At 42.8% G+C, this 17,551-nt stretch carries 18 protein-coding genes; 8 read left to right on the top strand and 10 right to left on the bottom strand.

Annotation, left to right across the window (positions count from 1 at the left end; all coding sequences use genetic code 11):
* The gene (gene choV, locus VRUMOI_RS12795; RefSeq protein ID WP_089139312.1) at positions 1–1,212 is read left to right on the top strand and encodes a choline ABC transporter ATP-binding protein; all 1,212 of its coding nucleotides are present in this window, start codon (positions 1–3) and stop codon (positions 1,210–1,212) included.
* 69 nt (positions 1,213–1,281) lie between these two features.
* On the opposite strand, the gene VRUMOI_RS12790 is transcribed toward choV, so the two are convergent.
* Positions 1,282–1,725 carry a YtoQ family protein gene (locus VRUMOI_RS12790; protein ID WP_089139313.1) on the bottom strand — a complete coding sequence of 148 codons (444 nt, stop codon included), beginning with the start codon at positions 1,723–1,725 and terminating at the stop codon, positions 1,282–1,284.
* 19 nt (positions 1,726–1,744) lie between these two features.
* Positions 1,745–2,047: a putative quinol monooxygenase gene (locus VRUMOI_RS12785; protein WP_089139314.1), complete on the bottom strand. Its 303-nt coding sequence runs from the start codon at positions 2,045–2,047 to the stop codon at positions 1,745–1,747.
* A gap of 73 nt (positions 2,048–2,120) precedes the next feature.
* On the opposite strand from VRUMOI_RS12785, the gene VRUMOI_RS12780 reads away from it, so the two are divergent.
* On the top strand, positions 2,121–2,525 hold the full coding sequence (locus tag VRUMOI_RS12780; RefSeq protein ID WP_089139315.1) for a VOC family protein: 405 nt from the start codon (positions 2,121–2,123) through the stop codon (positions 2,523–2,525).
* A gap of 62 nt (positions 2,526–2,587) precedes the next feature.
* Here VRUMOI_RS12780 and VRUMOI_RS12775 read toward each other — a convergent pair whose 3' ends face one another.
* Positions 2,588–4,204, bottom strand: coding sequence for a peptide ABC transporter substrate-binding protein (locus VRUMOI_RS12775; RefSeq protein WP_089139316.1), 1,617 nt, complete (start codon positions 4,202–4,204; stop codon positions 2,588–2,590).
* A gap of 184 nt (positions 4,205–4,388) precedes the next feature.
* On the opposite strand from VRUMOI_RS12775, the gene mpaA reads away from it, so the two are divergent.
* A complete protein-coding gene (gene mpaA, locus VRUMOI_RS12770; RefSeq protein ID WP_089139317.1) occupies positions 4,389–5,099 on the top strand; it encodes a murein tripeptide amidase MpaA in 711 nt (236 codons plus the stop codon).
* Here mpaA and VRUMOI_RS12765 read toward each other — a convergent pair.
* The 4 genes from VRUMOI_RS12765 to VRUMOI_RS12750 all read right to left on the bottom strand — a co-directional run bounded on the left by VRUMOI_RS12765 (position 5,096) and on the right by VRUMOI_RS12750 (position 7,955).
* Positions 5,096–5,470, bottom strand: a complete 375-nt coding sequence (locus tag VRUMOI_RS12765) for an endonuclease domain-containing protein (RefSeq protein WP_089139318.1) — start codon at positions 5,468–5,470, stop codon at positions 5,096–5,098. The genes mpaA and VRUMOI_RS12765 overlap by 4 nt on opposite strands.
* A gap of 507 nt (positions 5,471–5,977) precedes the next feature.
* Positions 5,978–6,952 carry an N-acetyl-D-Glu racemase DgcA gene (gene dgcA, locus VRUMOI_RS12760; RefSeq protein WP_089139319.1) on the bottom strand — a complete coding sequence of 325 codons (975 nt, stop codon included), beginning with the start codon at positions 6,950–6,952 and terminating at the stop codon, positions 5,978–5,980.
* A gap of 1 nt (position 6,953) precedes the next feature.
* On the bottom strand, positions 6,954–7,595 hold the full coding sequence (locus tag VRUMOI_RS12755; RefSeq protein ID WP_089139320.1) for a YdcF family protein: 642 nt from the start codon (positions 7,593–7,595) through the stop codon (positions 6,954–6,956).
* Positions 7,596–7,730: 135 nt separating this feature from the next.
* Positions 7,731–7,955, bottom strand: coding sequence for a hypothetical protein (locus tag VRUMOI_RS12750; RefSeq protein WP_089139321.1), 225 nt, complete (start codon positions 7,953–7,955; stop codon positions 7,731–7,733).
* Positions 7,956–8,290: 335 nt separating this feature from the next.
* Between VRUMOI_RS12750 and gltS the strand changes: the two genes are divergently transcribed.
* The 3 genes from gltS to VRUMOI_RS12735 all read left to right on the top strand — a co-directional run bounded on the left by gltS (position 8,291) and on the right by VRUMOI_RS12735 (position 11,930).
* Positions 8,291–9,514 carry a sodium/glutamate symporter gene (gltS, locus tag VRUMOI_RS12745; protein WP_089139322.1) on the top strand — a complete coding sequence of 408 codons (1,224 nt, stop codon included), beginning with the start codon at positions 8,291–8,293 and terminating at the stop codon, positions 9,512–9,514.
* 96 nt (positions 9,515–9,610) lie between these two features.
* A complete protein-coding gene (locus VRUMOI_RS12740; RefSeq protein WP_089139425.1) occupies positions 9,611–10,969 on the top strand; it encodes an MDR family MFS transporter in 1,359 nt (452 codons plus the stop codon).
* Between the two features lie 58 nt (positions 10,970–11,027).
* Positions 11,028–11,930: a 1,4-dihydroxy-2-naphthoyl-CoA synthase gene (locus VRUMOI_RS12735; protein WP_089139323.1), complete on the top strand. Its 903-nt coding sequence runs from the start codon at positions 11,028–11,030 to the stop codon at positions 11,928–11,930.
* A gap of 191 nt (positions 11,931–12,121) precedes the next feature.
* Here VRUMOI_RS12735 and VRUMOI_RS12730 read toward each other — a convergent pair whose 3' ends face one another.
* From VRUMOI_RS12730 to VRUMOI_RS12720, 3 genes are all read right to left on the bottom strand, one after another.
* Positions 12,122–13,342, bottom strand: a complete 1,221-nt coding sequence (locus VRUMOI_RS12730; protein ID WP_089139324.1) for an amidase family protein — start codon at positions 13,340–13,342, stop codon at positions 12,122–12,124.
* Positions 13,343–13,417: 75 nt separating this feature from the next.
* Positions 13,418–14,083 carry a Qnr family pentapeptide repeat protein gene (locus VRUMOI_RS12725; protein ID WP_089139325.1) on the bottom strand — a complete coding sequence of 222 codons (666 nt, stop codon included), beginning with the start codon at positions 14,081–14,083 and terminating at the stop codon, positions 13,418–13,420.
* Positions 14,084–14,614: 531 nt separating this feature from the next.
* Positions 14,615–15,499, bottom strand: a complete 885-nt coding sequence (locus tag VRUMOI_RS12720; protein ID WP_089139326.1) for a helix-turn-helix transcriptional regulator — start codon at positions 15,497–15,499, stop codon at positions 14,615–14,617.
* A gap of 111 nt (positions 15,500–15,610) precedes the next feature.
* Here VRUMOI_RS12720 and VRUMOI_RS12715 point away from each other — a divergent pair, with 111 nt between their 5' ends.
* Both VRUMOI_RS12715 and VRUMOI_RS12710 read left to right on the top strand, forming a co-directional pair.
* Entirely contained in the window at positions 15,611–17,005 is a 1,395-nt protein-coding gene (locus VRUMOI_RS12715) for an MATE family efflux transporter (protein WP_089139327.1), read from the top strand.
* Positions 17,006–17,182: 177 nt separating this feature from the next.
* Positions 17,183–17,476, top strand: a complete 294-nt coding sequence (locus tag VRUMOI_RS12710) for a hypothetical protein (RefSeq protein WP_089139328.1) — start codon at positions 17,183–17,185, stop codon at positions 17,474–17,476.
* Positions 17,477–17,551 lie beyond the last annotated feature (75 nt).

Below are 17,551 nucleotides of genomic sequence, written 5' to 3'. Positions count from 1 at the left end.
ATGGACGCAATTACAATTAAAAACCTTGATGTGGTATTTGGTGACCATCCCAACAAAGCGATCGAACTACTCGACAAAGGTGAATCACGCCAAAATATTATTGACCAAACCGGCCAAGTCGTCGGAGTCGATGGTGTCAATATCAGTGTCAAAGAAGGTGAGATCTGTGTGCTGATGGGGTTATCTGGTTCAGGTAAATCAAGCTTGTTACGCGCGGTTAATGGCCTGAATACCATTTCTCGTGGCTCATTAGAAATAAAAGATGGTGACAATCTAGTTGACCTCGCGAATTGCGATAACTCAACACTGCGCCATTTACGTACTCATCGAGTCTCGATGGTGTTCCAAAAATTTGCCTTAATGCCTTGGCTCACGGTACTGGATAACGTTGCCTTTGGTTTAGAAATGAAGGGAATGAGTAAATCCGCTCGCCGTAAAAAAGCACTAGAGCAATTAGAAATGGTGAGCTTATCCGAGTGGGCAGATAAACATCCCCACGAATTATCGGGTGGTATGCAGCAACGTGTCGGCCTTGCTCGCGCTTTCGCTATGGACACCGACATTCTGTTAATGGATGAGCCATTTTCTGCGTTAGATCCATTAATTCGCGCTCAACTACAGGATGAACTACTCGAATTACAAACCAAACTCAATAAGACGATTTTGTTTGTTAGTCATGATTTAGATGAAGCTCTAAAAATTGGTAACAATATTGCCATTATGGAATCTGGTCGCTTAATTCAACACGGCACACCAGAGGAAATTGTCCTCGCGCCTAAAACTCAATACGTTAAAGATTTTGTGGCCCACACAAACCCACTCAACGTTTTAAAAGGTCGCTCTTTGATGCAACCGACTCACGATCTTACATCTGATGATAATCGTATTCAGATATGTTCGAATACCGGGATTTGGATAGAAAAACCATCCTCTACGTCGAGTTTAGAAAATTTAAATATCAGCAGTGCTGAACCACTGAAGCTTGTTGAATGGGAAAAAAATCCGAATTTAGCCGCCATTGAGTCCAACATGCTCGTAATGGCAAGCCCAGAAATTAGTATGCGTGATGCCATTGAACTCAAAAATCGTACCGCCCATCCGGTTTTAATGGTTGAAAATGGCCAACTGCTTGGAGTCTTGAACGACAGCGAATTTTATAATGCTTTATTAGGTAATTATCAAAGCTTCGAACAAAGCTCCAATGTGGCTTAATCATAAATAAAAAACGCCAACCGAATCTGGTTGGCGTTTATACAAAGATAGACATATCAAAGCGATACGTTACTTCTGCAATAACAAATACGCCAAAATATCCACGACTTGTTGTGGGTCAGTCGCCCACGCTTGCGCACTGGCATCGACTTCTTTCAATGGGTGGATAATATCTTCGCTGTGCAAGGTGATGTATGGCTTATCAAGCGCGGCGCAATAACCAGCATCAAACGCGGCATTCCATTGTTTGTATTTATCACCAAAACGGATGATCGCGAGATCACACTGCTTAATTTGGTTTTGGATGCGAATCGCGTTCACTTTGGCCGATTTATGATCGCGCCAAAAGGCGTTGGATTCTTCGCCTAGGCCATCGCCTGCCGCATCACTGCTGTCGTGATCGGTCACTGCCGAGCTAAAGGTAATCTCTAACCCTTTGGCTTCACAACCTTGAATGATCTGCTCACGCCAATCAGTATGAATTTCACCTGATAAATAAACATTCCAGCTCATCTTGTCTCCTTTACGTTATTTAATTCTTTCCATTTCGTGCGGTAACATCACAGCGAATCACCGATACATTTTCCACAATATCGGCCAAATATTTACGGCTTTCTAAATAATGCTCAGTCTTTTTATGTTCGGCGAGCGCGTTTTCATCTTGATAGATTTCATACAAATAAAAATGATGATCATTGGTTTGATCCACCAGCACATCAAAAGCGTAGCAACCTTGCTCACCTAACACCGACGCTTTCGCATTCTCTTGCATCACCGACAAATACTGTTCTCGGCATCCATTCTTTACTTCATTTTTTACAATGATACAAAACATAAGCTCCTCCATGATTAGCAATAACAGGATAATTGTATACAATTAATAATACAAAGTCATTTAAGGAGGAAATATGCAAAGACCAACACCATTTAATGGATTAAGACACTTAGCACTAGCCGTCTACCCTTTTGAGGAATGTGTCCATTTTTATCATGAGATTATGGGCATGGAGATACTCCGTCGAGCGAATGACAACTTAATCTACCTAAGTTGCGGCAACGATAACTTATCGCTATCTCGCTCCCATTCCGAACAAGAAAGCGGTCACCATAATCTTGATCATTTTGGTTTTGTGGTGGATAGCAAACAAGCGCTACAACAATGGTATGAGTTTTTACAAGCGCAAGGTGTGCCTTTACTCGATACTCCTCACGATCATAGCGATGGTGCACGCAGTTTCCACTGTACCGATCCGGCAGGTAACGTGGTTCAACCGATATACCACCCAGCCATTTCAGGGCAAAAGCTAACTTAGTGCCAAAAAATAAACCCGATACATGATCGGGTTTATGAAAGACGATTAAACTTAGAAAATACTTACTTAGTGAAGTACAAATCTTTTGAGTAAATACGCCCTTCCGCATTATGCATTGGGTAGCCACCAAGTTTTGGATTGACTAAACGTGATTGCATAAAGTAGTAGATTGGGACAAGTGGCATATCTTGCGCTAACATTTGTTCCGCTTGATCGTAGTATTGATTACGAGCTTTTAGATCGACCGCCGCTTGTGCTTTGGCGATCACTTGATCGTATTTTGGATTGGAATAAGACGGAAAGTTTTTGTCGTTATCCGACGTTAATAGCGTTAAGAATGTCGAGGCTTCGTTGTAATCTCCACACCAAGAAGCACGCATAATGTCGAAGTTACGTTCTTGACGTGCCGCTAAGTAAGATTTCCATTCCTGGTTATCGAGCGTCACTTCCATACCTAAATTCTTTTTCAACATAGAGGCAATCGCCACTGCAATCGCTTTGTGATTTTCACTGGTGTTGTAAAGCAAAGAGGCTTTTAGCGGATGATCGTGATCATAGCCGGCTTCTTTCAGTAATTTCGCTGCTTCTTGATCTCGTTGCTGTTGAGTCCATTGGCTATATTCTGGCTGAGTCGCTTTAAAATTCGCCACGTCTTGGTGAGCAAACGTATAAGCAGGTACATTGCCTTTGGTCACGCCATTAGCAATCACATCGCGCATGATGGTATATGAAATGGCTTTACGTACGCGCGGATCATCAAATGGCTTACGCTGGGTATTCAACGCATAGTAATAAGTACATAGCAAAGGAGTGATTTTATAAGCATCTGGATGGTCTTGTTTCAACTTATCGACCATCGCAACTGGCACATCAGAAGTAATATCCACTTCACCAGTCATATAACGATTCATCGCCGCCGTTTGGCTTTCAAACGGAATGTAAGTCACTTTGTTAATCACGGTGTCTTTGTTATCCCAATAGTTAGGATTGCGCACCATTTCTAAACGCTCGTTAATCACCCAGTTGGCGAGTTTATACGCTCCGTTAGACACCATGTTTTTTGGTTTAGTCCAATTTTCACCATATTTTTCAACCGCTTTTTGATTGATTGGCATCATCACGGTATGCGCAGTCATCGCAACAAAATAAGGGACTGGTTTATCTAATTGAAATTGCAATGTGTGGGCATCTAACGCTTTCACGCCAAGGCTATCTACCGGCTTTTTACCATCAATGATCGCTTCAGCATTGTTAATACCGGTCAGTTTTAAATACCAAGCGTTCGGTGAGGCAAATTTTGGATCGACGGCGGTATGCAAACTATAAACAAAGTCTTGCGCGGTAACAGGCTCGCCATTTGACCACTTAGCATCTTGGCGTAAATGGAAAGTGTAAGTTTGGTTGTCTTTGGTTTCCCAGCTCTTCGCAACGCCCGGCACCACACTACCATCTTGGTTTTGGATCACCAGCCCTTCAAACAAATCACGAAGGATATGCATTTCAGGAATACCTTCTGCTTTTAACGGATTTAATGTGGGCGCTTCGGCATCATTTCCTCGTACAAGCTCTTGTTTTTTCGCTAGCGTCACACCATCAGGTACCTGAGCAGCCAAGACAGAAGTAGGTAAAAGGACGGCGGATAGAGTTAAAGCTAAAACTGAAGGTTTAAAAGAGAGCATGATACTTCCTTGTTAGTGAAGAACGTATTAATCAAAGAATACTGATAACTATAACGTTAACTTCCCATCTAACCCATATTTTTATTGTGATTTTATTGTTATCGGTACTTTATCTGTGAGCACGATTCGGTAATACTGACTCAATATGGATTTACATATTTGAAATATTGATTAGGAAGATCGTATGGCTGTCATTCTTCGCCCTCGTGAGCAACGAGCACAATTTCAACTCAAACCTATCCAATACGGACACTCTGTATTAGGTGCGCCTTTGTTGTATTTTCCCGCTCAAATTCAAGATGAGAATACCGGATTAATTCTTGCGGGCACGCATGGCGATGAAACGGCTTCGATTGTCAGTCTTTCTTGCGCTTTACGTTCAATTGAAGCAAAACAGCTACGCCATCATGTCATTTTAAGCATGAATCCCGACGGTAATCTGTTAGGAACCCGAGCGAACGCCAATCAGGTCGATTTGAATCGAAACTTTGCGAGTCAAAATTGGCAAAGCGGTGGCACGGTTTATCGTTGGAGCACTCAAGAGCCAGAGCGTGATGTCGAAGTGGGAACTGGCGACACGGGCAATTCTGAGCCTGAAACCGCAGCATTATGTCAGTTAATTGAAGAGCTCAAACCGGCGTGGGTGACGTCATTTCATGAACCATTAGCTTGCATTGATGACCCAAGCTTTTCGCCTTTGGCGCATTGGTTATCGCAGAAAATGAATTTACCTATGGTCGAAGATGTTGGCTACGACACACCGGGCTCATTTGGTTCTTGGTGTGCCGAACGTGATTTATTATGTGTGACGGTAGAGTTGCCGCCCGTTTCTGCCGATTACGTTTGTGAGCATTATTTGGAAATGTTGATGGCGTTGCTAACCCAACAATTTTAATACTGACTTCTCAATCTGGCCTGAATGTAGATATCAATCTGCTGGATGACTGCCGCCAATTGGTCACGAACTTGATGGTTCGTAAATCTCAGAATATTTAATCCGTTATTTTTAAGATACTGATTTCTTTCTAAATCGTAGCGAATACCTTGTTCGGTGTAATGACTGTGGCCATCGACTTCAATCACTAAATGAAGCTTTGCACAGTAGAAATCGACGATATAACGACCTATACCATGTTGACGTCTGAATTTAACTCCGCGCTGATTATTCTTAATATGAAACCACAACATTTTTTCTGCTGGGGTTAAGTTATTTCGAAGTAATGGACGATATATTTTGGTTTTTTGTAAGTTATAGATCTTTCCCATGCAACCCCCTCCAACTCCCCCTTATGTTGACTAATAGGCCAAGTAATTCCAACGATCAAGGGGGAGAGCTTGTCCGCAGTACTGGGAACAAAGTCTATAAAAATCACACAAGAAAATAGGTTAAATTAGTATGGTTTTCAGCGCGCCAAATAATGTTCTCTCTTTCCCGAACCACGCCATTAAACAAATAAACCCATTGATTAAATTCATATAATTATCAACGCACTCGGTCATGTTCTCCCCCTTTTATCGATCACTTTTGAGATAGGAAAGGTTGATATAAGGGGGGGAGTTAGAGGGGGTTGGTTACGGTTAACTCACCTATCCCACAACTTTCAAAACAGAGCTTGTTCACTGCACAGAGAACAACTCGATTAAAAAGAAGAGAGTAGATTAGTTGGATGCTCAGCGCGCTCAATCATATTCTCCCCCTTGAACGATCAACTTTTGAGATAGAAAGTGTTGATATAAGGGGGAGTTAGAGGGGGTTGGTTACGGTTAACTCACTTATCCCCACAATTTAGGACGCATCACCTTCATGGTAGAAACCTCAAATTCAAATCCGGGGTTTTGGTCTTGAGCTAACAATAACGGGCCATCGAGATCGACGACTTGAGCGCCTTGCGCCACCACAAATGCCGGGGCCATGCCAAGTGAAGAACCAACCATACAACCCACCATCACTTGCATGCCTTGTTCAATAGCCGCTTGTTTCAACTCAAGCGCTTCGGTTAAGCCACCGGTTTTATCGAGCTTAATATTGACCATATCATAGCGCCCTACCAGCTTAGACAAACTCGCAACGCCGTGACATGATTCATCGGCACATAAGGTGATTGGTCGGTCTAAGCCATCCAACCAATCGTCTTTATCGGCAGGGAAAGGTTGCTCTATCATCGCCACATTCAATGCTTTAAGTTGCGGGATCATGGCGTTATATAATTCCACATCCCACCCTTCATTGGCATCGACAATAATATTGGCATGGGGCGCATTTTGACGAACCGCCGCGACTCGTGCGATATCTCCCTCACCGGCAAGTTTTAATTTTAGTAATGGGCGATGTTGGTTGGCTTTGGCATCTTCACCCATTTTTTCAGGGCTCGCTAAAGATAAAGTAAACGCTGTAGTCAAATCATGGGGCTCAATCTCAAGCCACTGCCAAATTGTTTTATGTTGCTGTTTACACTGTAAATCCCACCAAGCACAGTCCAAAGCGTTGCGAGCCGCACCGGCCGGTAATAGTGCTTGAATATCTTGCGAGGAATCAACGTGTGATAACTGATTCGCTATATTTTCTAAATCGGAAATCACTTGTTCTATCGATTCCCCATAACGAGCATAAGGCACGCATTCACCTCGCCCAATATACCCTTGCTTTTCTAATGTCACGACCACGACATCAGCGTGGGTTTTCGAACCACGAGAAATCGTAAACGCGCCATTGATTGGCCATGATTGAGTAGAGATCGTCATTTTCATGTTACACATCCACGTGCTCGTCGTAACCAATGCCCAATAACGCCATAAATGCCTGCTCAACCGATTCCGGAATGTCTTGAGCGGCAAAGAAGCCTTGTTTTGGGTAATCTTTAAGGCGTGGGATCTCACCCACCATCAAATTAATGACTTCAGAAGAAGGATGAAGCGCGCTGCAATAATCCAAAAAATCGAATTGAGGAGATGTGATTTGGGCCTGAACGTGCGGCCAAAGTTGTTGGCAGGTCGCCAGAGCACGTCGTTCCATATAAGGCTTTTGCACTAAGGTGACACTTTTAATGTCAAGGCCTTTGTCTTCTAATAACGACTGTGTGAATCGAAAATTTTCACCGGTATTGGTCGATTGATCTTCCAATAAAATCGCGTGATGAGGGACACCGCAATCCATGGCGATTTTAGCAAAGGTTTCCGCTTCCGAATGCTCAAACAGGCCATCGGTCATACGGCCTTTTCCACCAGAGATAATTAAAAGCGGCGCGATACCTTGGTGATAGAGTTCTGCGGCACGCTCGCCAACCCGTAAGTCAGAACTACCGAGAAGTAATAAAGCATCTGTTTTTTGCAGAGGTTGATCGAGTTTTAAATACTGCCAAACCGATAAAGCATGATCATAATAACGCGTCATTGTGCACTTCCATATTAGATAGGACGGTGTAATGACTTACTGTACTTGAGTTTTCAACTGGTAGTAAGAGCTGATAAAAGAAAAGTATTTATTCATTTATCGCAATGTGAAAGAGACACAAAATCGCTTTTAATATCAGTGGGTTGAATCAGATGAAAACACAGCATTTTGATGATTACAATCACGACATAAACACACGCGGTCCATTTTGTGGTAAGGTACGCCGCTGAAAAGCTGATTAACCAACTCATTGAATTTTTGGAATTTGTTTTTTAATGACTCATCATCCTCTTCGCGTCTACGTAATACCGCTTTATGCTGGGTATCGCGACAGCATGATTGACAAAATAAAACGGGCATAACAATCTCCATTTATTGAACGCGTGAATAAAAGTGGCGTAACTATCTAAAATACTAGATCTATTCCCTTTCTGAGACGTCATAAAATTGAAAACTCCATGTTAATAATTCAATCAATATCAAACTTTAGCCGTGACCAGAGCAAATGATTTTCGCAAAACCTTCGTGACTTCAAAAAATGACGTAAAAAGCTAGCCTATCGAGCTTCCCATTTACGCAAAGTCATTTAGCGATTTATCAACGTAAATGATGTTTATCAGCCTCATTTATTGTCTATGCTCAATAACGCGGCCTACATTTTCACTCCTTAAGTTTTACTTTTTTAGAGGCAGTATATGAATACAGTTTATCCTGTGGATTCTATCGAGTCTTTTTTGCTCGCGATCTTCGTGTTGCTACTCGGTCATTTCATTAATTCCAAGGTGCCATTTTTATCAAAATATAAAGTGCCAGAACCGATTGTCGGTGGTTTGGTCGTCGCCGTTATTAGCACTATCCTACATTTTCAAAATATCACTTTAGAATTCGACTTACCGCTTGAACACACTTTAATGTTGCTGTTCTTCACAACCGTTGGCCTATCCGCTAGCTACACCCAGTTATTAAAAGGCGGCAAAAAAGTCTTTATTTTTCTTGGTGTCGCCTCGGTATACATCATCATTCAAAATGCGGTCGGTGTTGGTTTAGCCGAAGCATTAGGGATTAACCCCTTACTGGGTCTCGTTGCCGGTTCTATCACTTTATCTGGTGGGCATGGTACGGGCGCTGCGTGGGCGAGTACTTTCCAAAATACTTATGGCATTAATACTCTTGAATTTGCGATGGCAGCCGCGACCTTTGGCTTAATTGTCGGCGGTATTATCGGTGGGCCTGTCGCACAACGTCGTATTCAAAAACATAATCTCGTTTCTGAGTACGGTGCAGGTGATAAGCACCATGACAGCTTCCCTGATGTCGTTACCTATAACGACCGCGAAGAAGATAAAGTTTCAGCTTACCACGTGATTGAGACATTATTTACTATGCTGATTTGTGTAGTTGGAGCGGTTTATGTTGAACAATGGGTCAATACTTTTGAAATTAGCTGGTTAAAAATCCCAGACTTTGTATATGCCCTCTTCTTAGGTGTCATCATCACCAATATTTTTGAAGTTTCAGGTAAGTACAAACTGAATACCGATACCGTTGATATTCTCGGAACTGTATCGCTATCTCTATTCTTAGCGATGGCATTAATGAGCTTACAATTGTGGGAAATTTTCTCACTGGCCATTCCATTGTTAATCATTCTTTGTGTACAAACCGTGGTTTTAGGTGTTTTTGCTTATAACGTGACTTTCCGCGTGATGGGCTCAAACTATGATGCTGCGGTGATCACGGGTGGCCACTGTGGCTTCGGCTTAGGCGCGACGCCTACGGCAGTAATGAATATGGGTTCACTGGTCACGCATTATGGCCCATCACCACAAGCCTTTATGGTGGTGCCAATTGTCGGTGCTTTCTTCATCGATATTGTAAATTTAATCATTATCCAAGGTTACTTATCGTTTATTGGATAAGATAACGGATTCACCATTACTCAATTATTGAAGCGACCATCATCTTGAGGAAGCCCTGTGACAGAACAAAAAACGGTATCTCCACAAAAAATATTCATGAGCGTTGCTCTGGTTATTGCACTTGGATCACTAGAAAAAAGTATCGTTACAACCCCATTGCCAATTATTGGCGATGCATTACAAGCCGGTAATGCCTTAACTTGGGTTGTCACAGCTTATCTGCTCGCGGCGACCGCGGTGTTGCCCGTTTACGGCAAGTTAAGTGATATTCTTGGGCGAGTGAAAATGTTGTATATCGGCATCACTTTGTTTGTGATCGGTTCAGCAGCTTGTGGTTTTGCTCAAGACTTACAAACCTTGATCATCGCCCGGGTTATTCAAGGGATTGGTGGTGGCGGATTAATTGCCCTCGCCTTTACGGTGATTGCTGACTGCATTCCTGCGCGAGAAGTCGGCAAATACCAAGGCTTTATTTCGATGGTTTACGCCGTTTCAAGTATCGCAGGCCCATTATTGGGTGGCTATTTTGCTGAGCACCTTTCATGGCGCTGGGTATTTTGGATTAATATTCCACTTGGCTTATTGGCGGTATTTTTAATTCGTCGCAACCTGTCACACTTAAACAAGAAACGCGATTCAAAATTTGATTGGCTAGGCGCAATGATGCTGATGGTCTGCTCCACCAGCTTACTGCTCTTACTCTCACCGGAAGCGGAGTTGCCTTTAACATGGACAGGCAGTGCCTTCATTGCCGCCATCCTCATATTAATTTTTGTCGAAAGACGCGTTTCCGATCCTATGCTGCCTGCGCGATTAGCCAAATTGCCTAATTACCTAGTTTGCATATTACTCATTTTATGCTCACAGTTATTGATGTTTGCAATCTTGGTTTACTTACCAATGCAAATGCAATGGCAACGCGGTTTATCGGCCTCAGCCAGTGGTGAAATCATGGTGATATTCATGTTTAGCATCACCGCGGGGGCTTATTGTGGCGGTAAACTGGTCAACAAATCAGGAGAAACCAAGCGCTATGCTTTATTTGGTTTTTTCCTCGCAGCAGTTAGCTTTGCGATGATCCAACAACACTTTTACCCAGCAGTGGCACTCGGCTTAGCAGGGTTAGGGATTGGATTTACTTTACCGGCGATAGGCGTCATGGTGCAAAATGTTCTACCTGCACAAGATCGCGGTATTGGCATGTCTTTGTTTAATTTTGGACGAGAGTTAGGGGGCGCCATCGGTGTAGCTGCCTGCTCAACGGTATTCCAACTGAGCTTAGATCATGACGGTGTCGCCAAACAAAGTAGCCTAGATAAATACAGCCACGAAGCCTTGGCCTCAGGTTTCACCTCAATTTATTTATTAATGGCAATCATGGCGGTCATTTCAATGTTCATCACATTGGTCGCGTTAAAGAAACAAACATTGGCCACCGAAATCAAATACGATTAATAGAATTAGGTCATCACCTGATTCCACACTTAGACAAGATAGAAAAAGGTCTGCACTCATGAATAAAGTTTCAGATATTTTTAACCCAGAAGATTGGCAAGAAGTTGAAGGTTTTTCGTTTGAAGACATTACTTATCACCGTGCTGTGGATGCAGGTGTGGTACGTATTGCGTTTAACCGCCCTGAGTGTCGCAATGCGTTTCGACCAAAAACCGTAGATGAACTCTTTTGCGCACTAGAACACGCTCGTATGTGGAGCGATGTTGGCTGTGTCTTGCTAACCGGTAATGGCCCAAGTGCTCGTGATGGTGGCTGGGCATTTTGTTCAGGTGGCGATCAACGTATTCGTGGCAAAGATGGCTACAAATACGAAGGAATGCCACAAGATCAAATCGACCCTGCAAAACTTGGCAGGCTGCATATTCTAGAAGTACAACGCTTGATCCGCTTTATGCCAAAAGTCGTGATTGCTGTTGTTCCTGGTTGGGCTGCTGGTGGCGGTCACTCATTGCATGTGGTTTGTGATATGACAATGGCTTCAGAAGAACACGCCGTATTTAAACAAACCGACCTAGATGTGGCGAGCTTTGATTCTGGCTACGGTTCAGCTTACCTAGCGAAAATGGTTGGCCAGAAAAAAGCACGTGAAATCTTCTTCCTAGGTTTAGACTACAGCGCACAAGATGCCTTTGACATGGGCATGGTGAATAAAGTGGTTCCTCATGCGGATCTTGAAAAAGAAGCGCTTGAGTGGGGCAAAATCATTTGTCAAAAATCGCCTACCGCATTGCGCATGATGAAGTTTGGTTTAAACATGACAGATGATGGCATGGTTGGACAACAACTCTTCGCCGGTGAAGCCACCCGCCTCGCCTACGGCACCGATGAAGCGCGCGAAGGCCGTGATTCATTTTTAGAAAAACGTCCAAAGGACTTCTCTAAATTCCCATATCACTATTGATTTTTTAGTTGATAAGTAACTTATAAAACGCCCTGAGCTTCGAAGTTCAGGGCGTTTTTTATGTTGGTTGATATTGGTAGGCAATGCGTAGCTGTATTCTTTGTATTGAGTGGTTTTGGACAGAAACGATTTAAAGCAACCTGTCAGCTCTAGCCACATGGCGGAAATAAAACCGATAGGTTGTATTTAGACTACTGGTTGAACTTCTTAGAATTCAAAATTAATTGCTTTACACTGGATATTAAAAATTCATCTTGATAGAAACCTGCTGCCACTGACAGTCCAACAGGTGCGTTATCTACATTTGCTATTGGTATCGATATTTCAGGCAGACGACCAACACCAGAAAACGAAGTGATCGACATAGTTCGGTCATAAAAATCTAGCGCTGTTTCCATATCCTCAAGCGAATTTTTTAATGGTGCAATCGTGGGTACAGTGGGAAATACAATCAAATCTCCCTTCTTAATAAACGAGAACATCTGACGAAAATATCGCTCACAAAGCCAAAGAGAATCGCTAACCGACTTGCGATCAAACTTTCGCACCGTTTCATATTTCATAGCAAAAAATGGGCTAAGTTCAGGCGATTCATGTTCAATCCAGTTACCTACAGTGTTCAAGAACTCAAAAGTTTGTAATGGTCTTAATGCATTAACATTAAGCATATCAAGTGTTACTTCCTCGCCAAGAATATCGCTCAGTGTAATAGAAACCACATTGGCATCAATATTAACCAATAAATTGTTGATACTCTCTTTTATAAGAGCTGATACCTCTGGATCAGAGATATTAAAGGCATCTTCAAGCAGGTAAATTGTCTCTATTTTTGGGGATGCGACGCTGTCAGTTTTTAAGAGCGTTTGCATAACATCGCCCAATACATTTATATCATTGGCAAAAGCCCCAACCGTACTTGTGCTAGGTACAAAAGGTAAGACACCTGCCTCCGAAATTCGATGCATCGTTGGTCGCATGGCGTAAACGCCACATAAACTTGCAGGCACTCTGATTGAGCCTGCTGAATCAGTTCCAATGGCAAAATCCACTAAACCACACGCAACAGCAGAAGCCGAACCACTCGATGAGCCTCCCGGTATTCTATCTGGCACTTTTGGGTTTATAGGTGTTCCAAAAAAGAAATTTTCGCCATCTAAACTATATGTGAATTCATCTGATACCGTCTTCCCTAAACAGGTTGCCCCTGAGCCTAATAGCTGATCAACACACAAGGCGTTATAAATGGCCGCCTTATGTTTATTTTGCCAAGATGGGCTCCCATAGGAGGTTTTATACTGAGCAATATCAATATTATCTTTAACGGCAAACGTAAGCCCATTAAGTGACCCGTTGCTATATGGCTCTATCGTGAAGGTTTCAACAAATGCGCCAGAGGATAAAAAATTATACATGGGAGTTCCTATCTTTATTATTGTAAGGCTGAGAAGGTGATTCGCTTTATAAATTTGAGTGATTAAAATCGCAGGTCAAAGCAGTTTATCTGGAATAACAATCACTCCCAGTTGTTCCAAAAGTTGCTCTTGTTGCCATGAACAAATCTTCACGCCAGTTAAATCCACTTTACGAGGGTCTAAGCCATTTAACTCTGAATGAGTGAGATCACACCCCTGAATTCTGCATTGATCCCAAAAGTCATCAGAAAATGATCCTCTACTTAAATCTGACTCTTTAAAAGAGGCCCCTCGCAGACTCACTCCTACCCATTTATTTTCAAATAAATCGCACTTTTCTAGGCATTGCTTATCAAAATTAGCATAAGACAAATTACACCCCGTAATATAAGCAGAACAAAAATACATTTTGTTAGAAACATGATTAACAAAGTTTGCCTGTGAGAAATTAGCACCTTTTAGATCACAGTCTCTCAATTCAAGACCAAAACAGTTTGCCCCTTGGAAATTCGCCATTGAAAGCATGCTATTCATAAATGAAGCATCTCGTAGGTCTGCATAGATAAAGTTACATCCTTCAAAATCATTCGGCTCAGTAAATGTACAACCAATGAACTTAGCATCACGTAAATTCGTTCGATTAAAATTACAACCAAAAAATTTACAGTGAGAAAAATGATGAGAGCTCAAATCTTGGCCTGAAAAATCAATTTGATCGTACGTTTTATGGGAAGAATTCAATGTTGTAACCTCTTGATTAAGTTAAATTAAGAGTAACATCTACAGTTACGTTGACAACAAAATAAACTCATTAGAAAACAGGTGGTTACGCAGCGCTAAAATAGCCAAAATAAGGCACCAAATAGCCCCGAGACGGCAATGAAAACAAGATAAACCTATGCGGCAGGCTGGGAAAAATTTGCACCATAGATGGAGCCATATAGGTAGGAAAATAAAGAGGGGTTAGACATTCATGGTATATGAAATTTACTTGACGATTTCCGTTCACATTTGGAAATGTAACAAGTTTCGGGGCACAAATAAGCCACTCACATCAACCCTCCCTTAGCTGCCAACCTTGATGCTATGCATTTCCATTGGTAAAGGGAGGGAGTTATTTATGATCGCTTATTGTGTCGCGGCAAAGATCAGCTCTTCCCCTTGATAGATGATGTCACTTGGCAGCTGAAGTCGACATAAGGGGAAGTTGGATGGGGTTGGTTACGCCAAACTACTTTGGGGCAAACCCGTTACACAGCCCTCCACAAACACTCACAATTTAGTTTTGCGATAATCCCTCGGTGACATGCCATAAATCTTCCGAAAACGATGGGTGAAGTTATATGGGTCTGGATAACCTAGGCGGTGGGCGATCATGGTAATACTCCAATCTCGGTGACGCAGTAGGTCCAACGCTTTTTCCATTCTCAATTGAATTAACTTTTGACTAGGGGAACGCTGATAGAGCTGTTTGGAAATACGGTTAAGCTGCTCTTCACTTAAAAAACTTCTTTGAGCCATCTCTTTCACCGTCCAAGGTAGATGCAACTGGGCTTCTACCTGATTAAATACGCTGTGTACCCGCATGGCAGCATTCGATGGGTTGATATCGGTTGAGCCCATCAGAACTCGCGACAGTTCACTTAATAGCAGTTGGCGAAACGTCGCCCGCCCGTGTATTTCTTGATGGGTTAAATTAAGTAGTGACCATACGGATTCGCTAAGATGCGTGGGTTCTACCCTTTGTTTACTTTGCTGAACTTGCTGCCATTTTTCCGTTGGGGGTAATAAGATCCACGCCATTTTCCAATAAGGATGCTCGCCGAGTTCAAAACGAAAAGGCAGCCCTTGTGGCAAAACCGTTACGCTATTGGGTTGGATATGCTGAACCCCATCGCGTGTCGATAGGTACCCTCCCCCTTCTAAACTAAATAAGATCGTATGGATTTCAGGTTCACGGCGCTCTACCGAATAACCTTGCGAGAATTCCCCAAGCCCAGCCATCGAGATCTCTTCCGCAATTAATTCAGGGATCTCTGAAGACACAATAAAGCGCTCTTTGCAGGCTTCAGCCAGATACACATCATCTTGCCAGTGACGATTGAGCAACTCTTGTTCAATGACGGATTTGCACAGGTTTTTCGAGATTTCAAACATGTTGGTTTATCCAAGGCTCTTTTATATTTGCCATTCATATTGCTACGCTTTTTTGAGCATAGCGAGTTTGGCTACTCTGCTGACAATGGCCATTATTCAGGGAAACGCGTTATGTCCATTCAACCACACTCTTGCATACAAACCAATCCACCGACTTCATACTTGCCACCTAAGTTGTTTTCTCGGGTAGTGAAGCTGGCGTTTCCTGTGGCACTACAAAGTGCTTTAGTGGCCATTTTAGCGCTGGCGGATGTGTTAATGGTGAGTGATTTTGGCCAGACCGCGACCGCCGCTGTTGGTATAGCTTCTCGTTGGCACTTTGTCGCGATTATGATCATGGCTGCGCTCGCGACGGCAACGGGTACTTTAGTCTCTCAATACTGGGGGCGCGACGATAAAGAAACCGCCAAAACCGTCACCATGCAATCGCTGAAGTTTGGATCGATTATCATGATCCCAGTCACCATTTTAATGGTCGGATTCGGCTCGCAGATCATGCGCTTACAAACCGATGATATGCAGGTGATCCAACAAGGTGCCGATTACCTACTGTATAGCCTACCTTTGTTGATGTTGACTCATTGGGTGATCACCGCAGAAGCCAGTTTACGTTCTAGTGGTAACGCCGTACTGCCTTTGATTTTAGCGGCGATTACAATCGCGATTAATATTGCCCTTAACTTTTGGCTCATTCACGGCGGTTTTGGAGTGCCCGCGCTTGGGGTGGCCGGCGCTGCACTGTCCACCACCATTGCGCGTGTGGTTCAAGTGCTCCTTATTTATGGGGTGTTAAAATACCAACAGCATTGGTTGATCATAAGCCAGTACCAAAAGCAGAATACTCGCCTATGGCAATCTTATAAAAGACTCGCCATTCCTAATGCATGTAATGCGGTTTTGTGGGCATTTGGTACGCTGACTTATCAAATGATTTACGGCCACATGGGCACGACTGAACTGGCGGTTTACAGCATGATTGGCCCATTTGAAGGGCTATGCTATGCCATTTTTATGGGAATCTCGGTGGCTTGTTCGGTACTGCTTGGCCAATCTTTAGGTCGAGATGAATATTTACAAGCTCAAGCGATGTCGAAGTTTTTCATTAAATCGATTCTCGTCATGGGGGTAATTGCTTGCGTCATCATGTTGTTACAACGACACAATGTGATCGCCTTTTTGGATCTCGATAGTCCTAATTTCAGTGGCATCGCCGATCCAGCTTTTGTCGTGATGAGCTTTGCGATCATCATCCGCATGCTCAATATGCTGATCATCAATGGCATATTACGTGCGGGAGGCGAGAACCATTTCTGTTTACGCATGGATTTTATTGCTATGTGGATGGTGGGAATTCCACTCACCGCTTATGGCGCTTTTGTTGCAGAGTTAAGTTTTGCTTGGGTGTACTTGCTAATGATCTCAGAAGAGATCGTGAAGCTCAGCCTTTGCTTTACCCGTTATCTAAAACGAAAATGGCTAAATAATTTAACGATTCAAACCATCTAATTCTTGAGTGGCTGAACGTTAGTTATCACCAAGATCTTTTGTATGGCGTGAAAAAAGTAAACATAACTGAGAATCAAACCGCAAAAAACCAAGGTGTGTTCTATTGCGCCTTGGTTTTATTATCTAACTGTTCCAATGTGTGGCTATTAATTAAGCAAAGACTAGTACACACTCACCATGAAAAAAATCGCCCTCATCATCTTATTTGCACTGGCCTTTTGGCAGCTTTTTTATCAAACTGCGCCACAAAATAATGTCGATTATAAACCCCAGATAGCCGCTTTCTTCGATATGGGAAGCACTAGCTCAACACACCATAAACCATCACAACAAGGCTTTGCTTGTGATAGCCGACAAATGTGTAATGAAATGTCGACTCAAGCGGAAGCGGCTTACTTCTATCAACATTGTCCAAATCAACAGTTGCAACTCGATAATGATGGCACGCCTTGCGGTAAATTCTTCGAGTAACCTTCCACTCTAATCACAAACAAAAAAGCCCGAATCGGAACCATTCGGGCTTTCTATTGGTATTCATCACTCTTG

The sequence above is a fragment of the Vibrio rumoiensis genome (assembly GCF_002218045.2).
Taxonomy (GTDB): Bacteria; Pseudomonadota; Gammaproteobacteria; order Enterobacterales; family Vibrionaceae; genus Vibrio; species Vibrio rumoiensis.
This window is presented reverse-complemented; position numbering and strand designations above follow the sequence as displayed.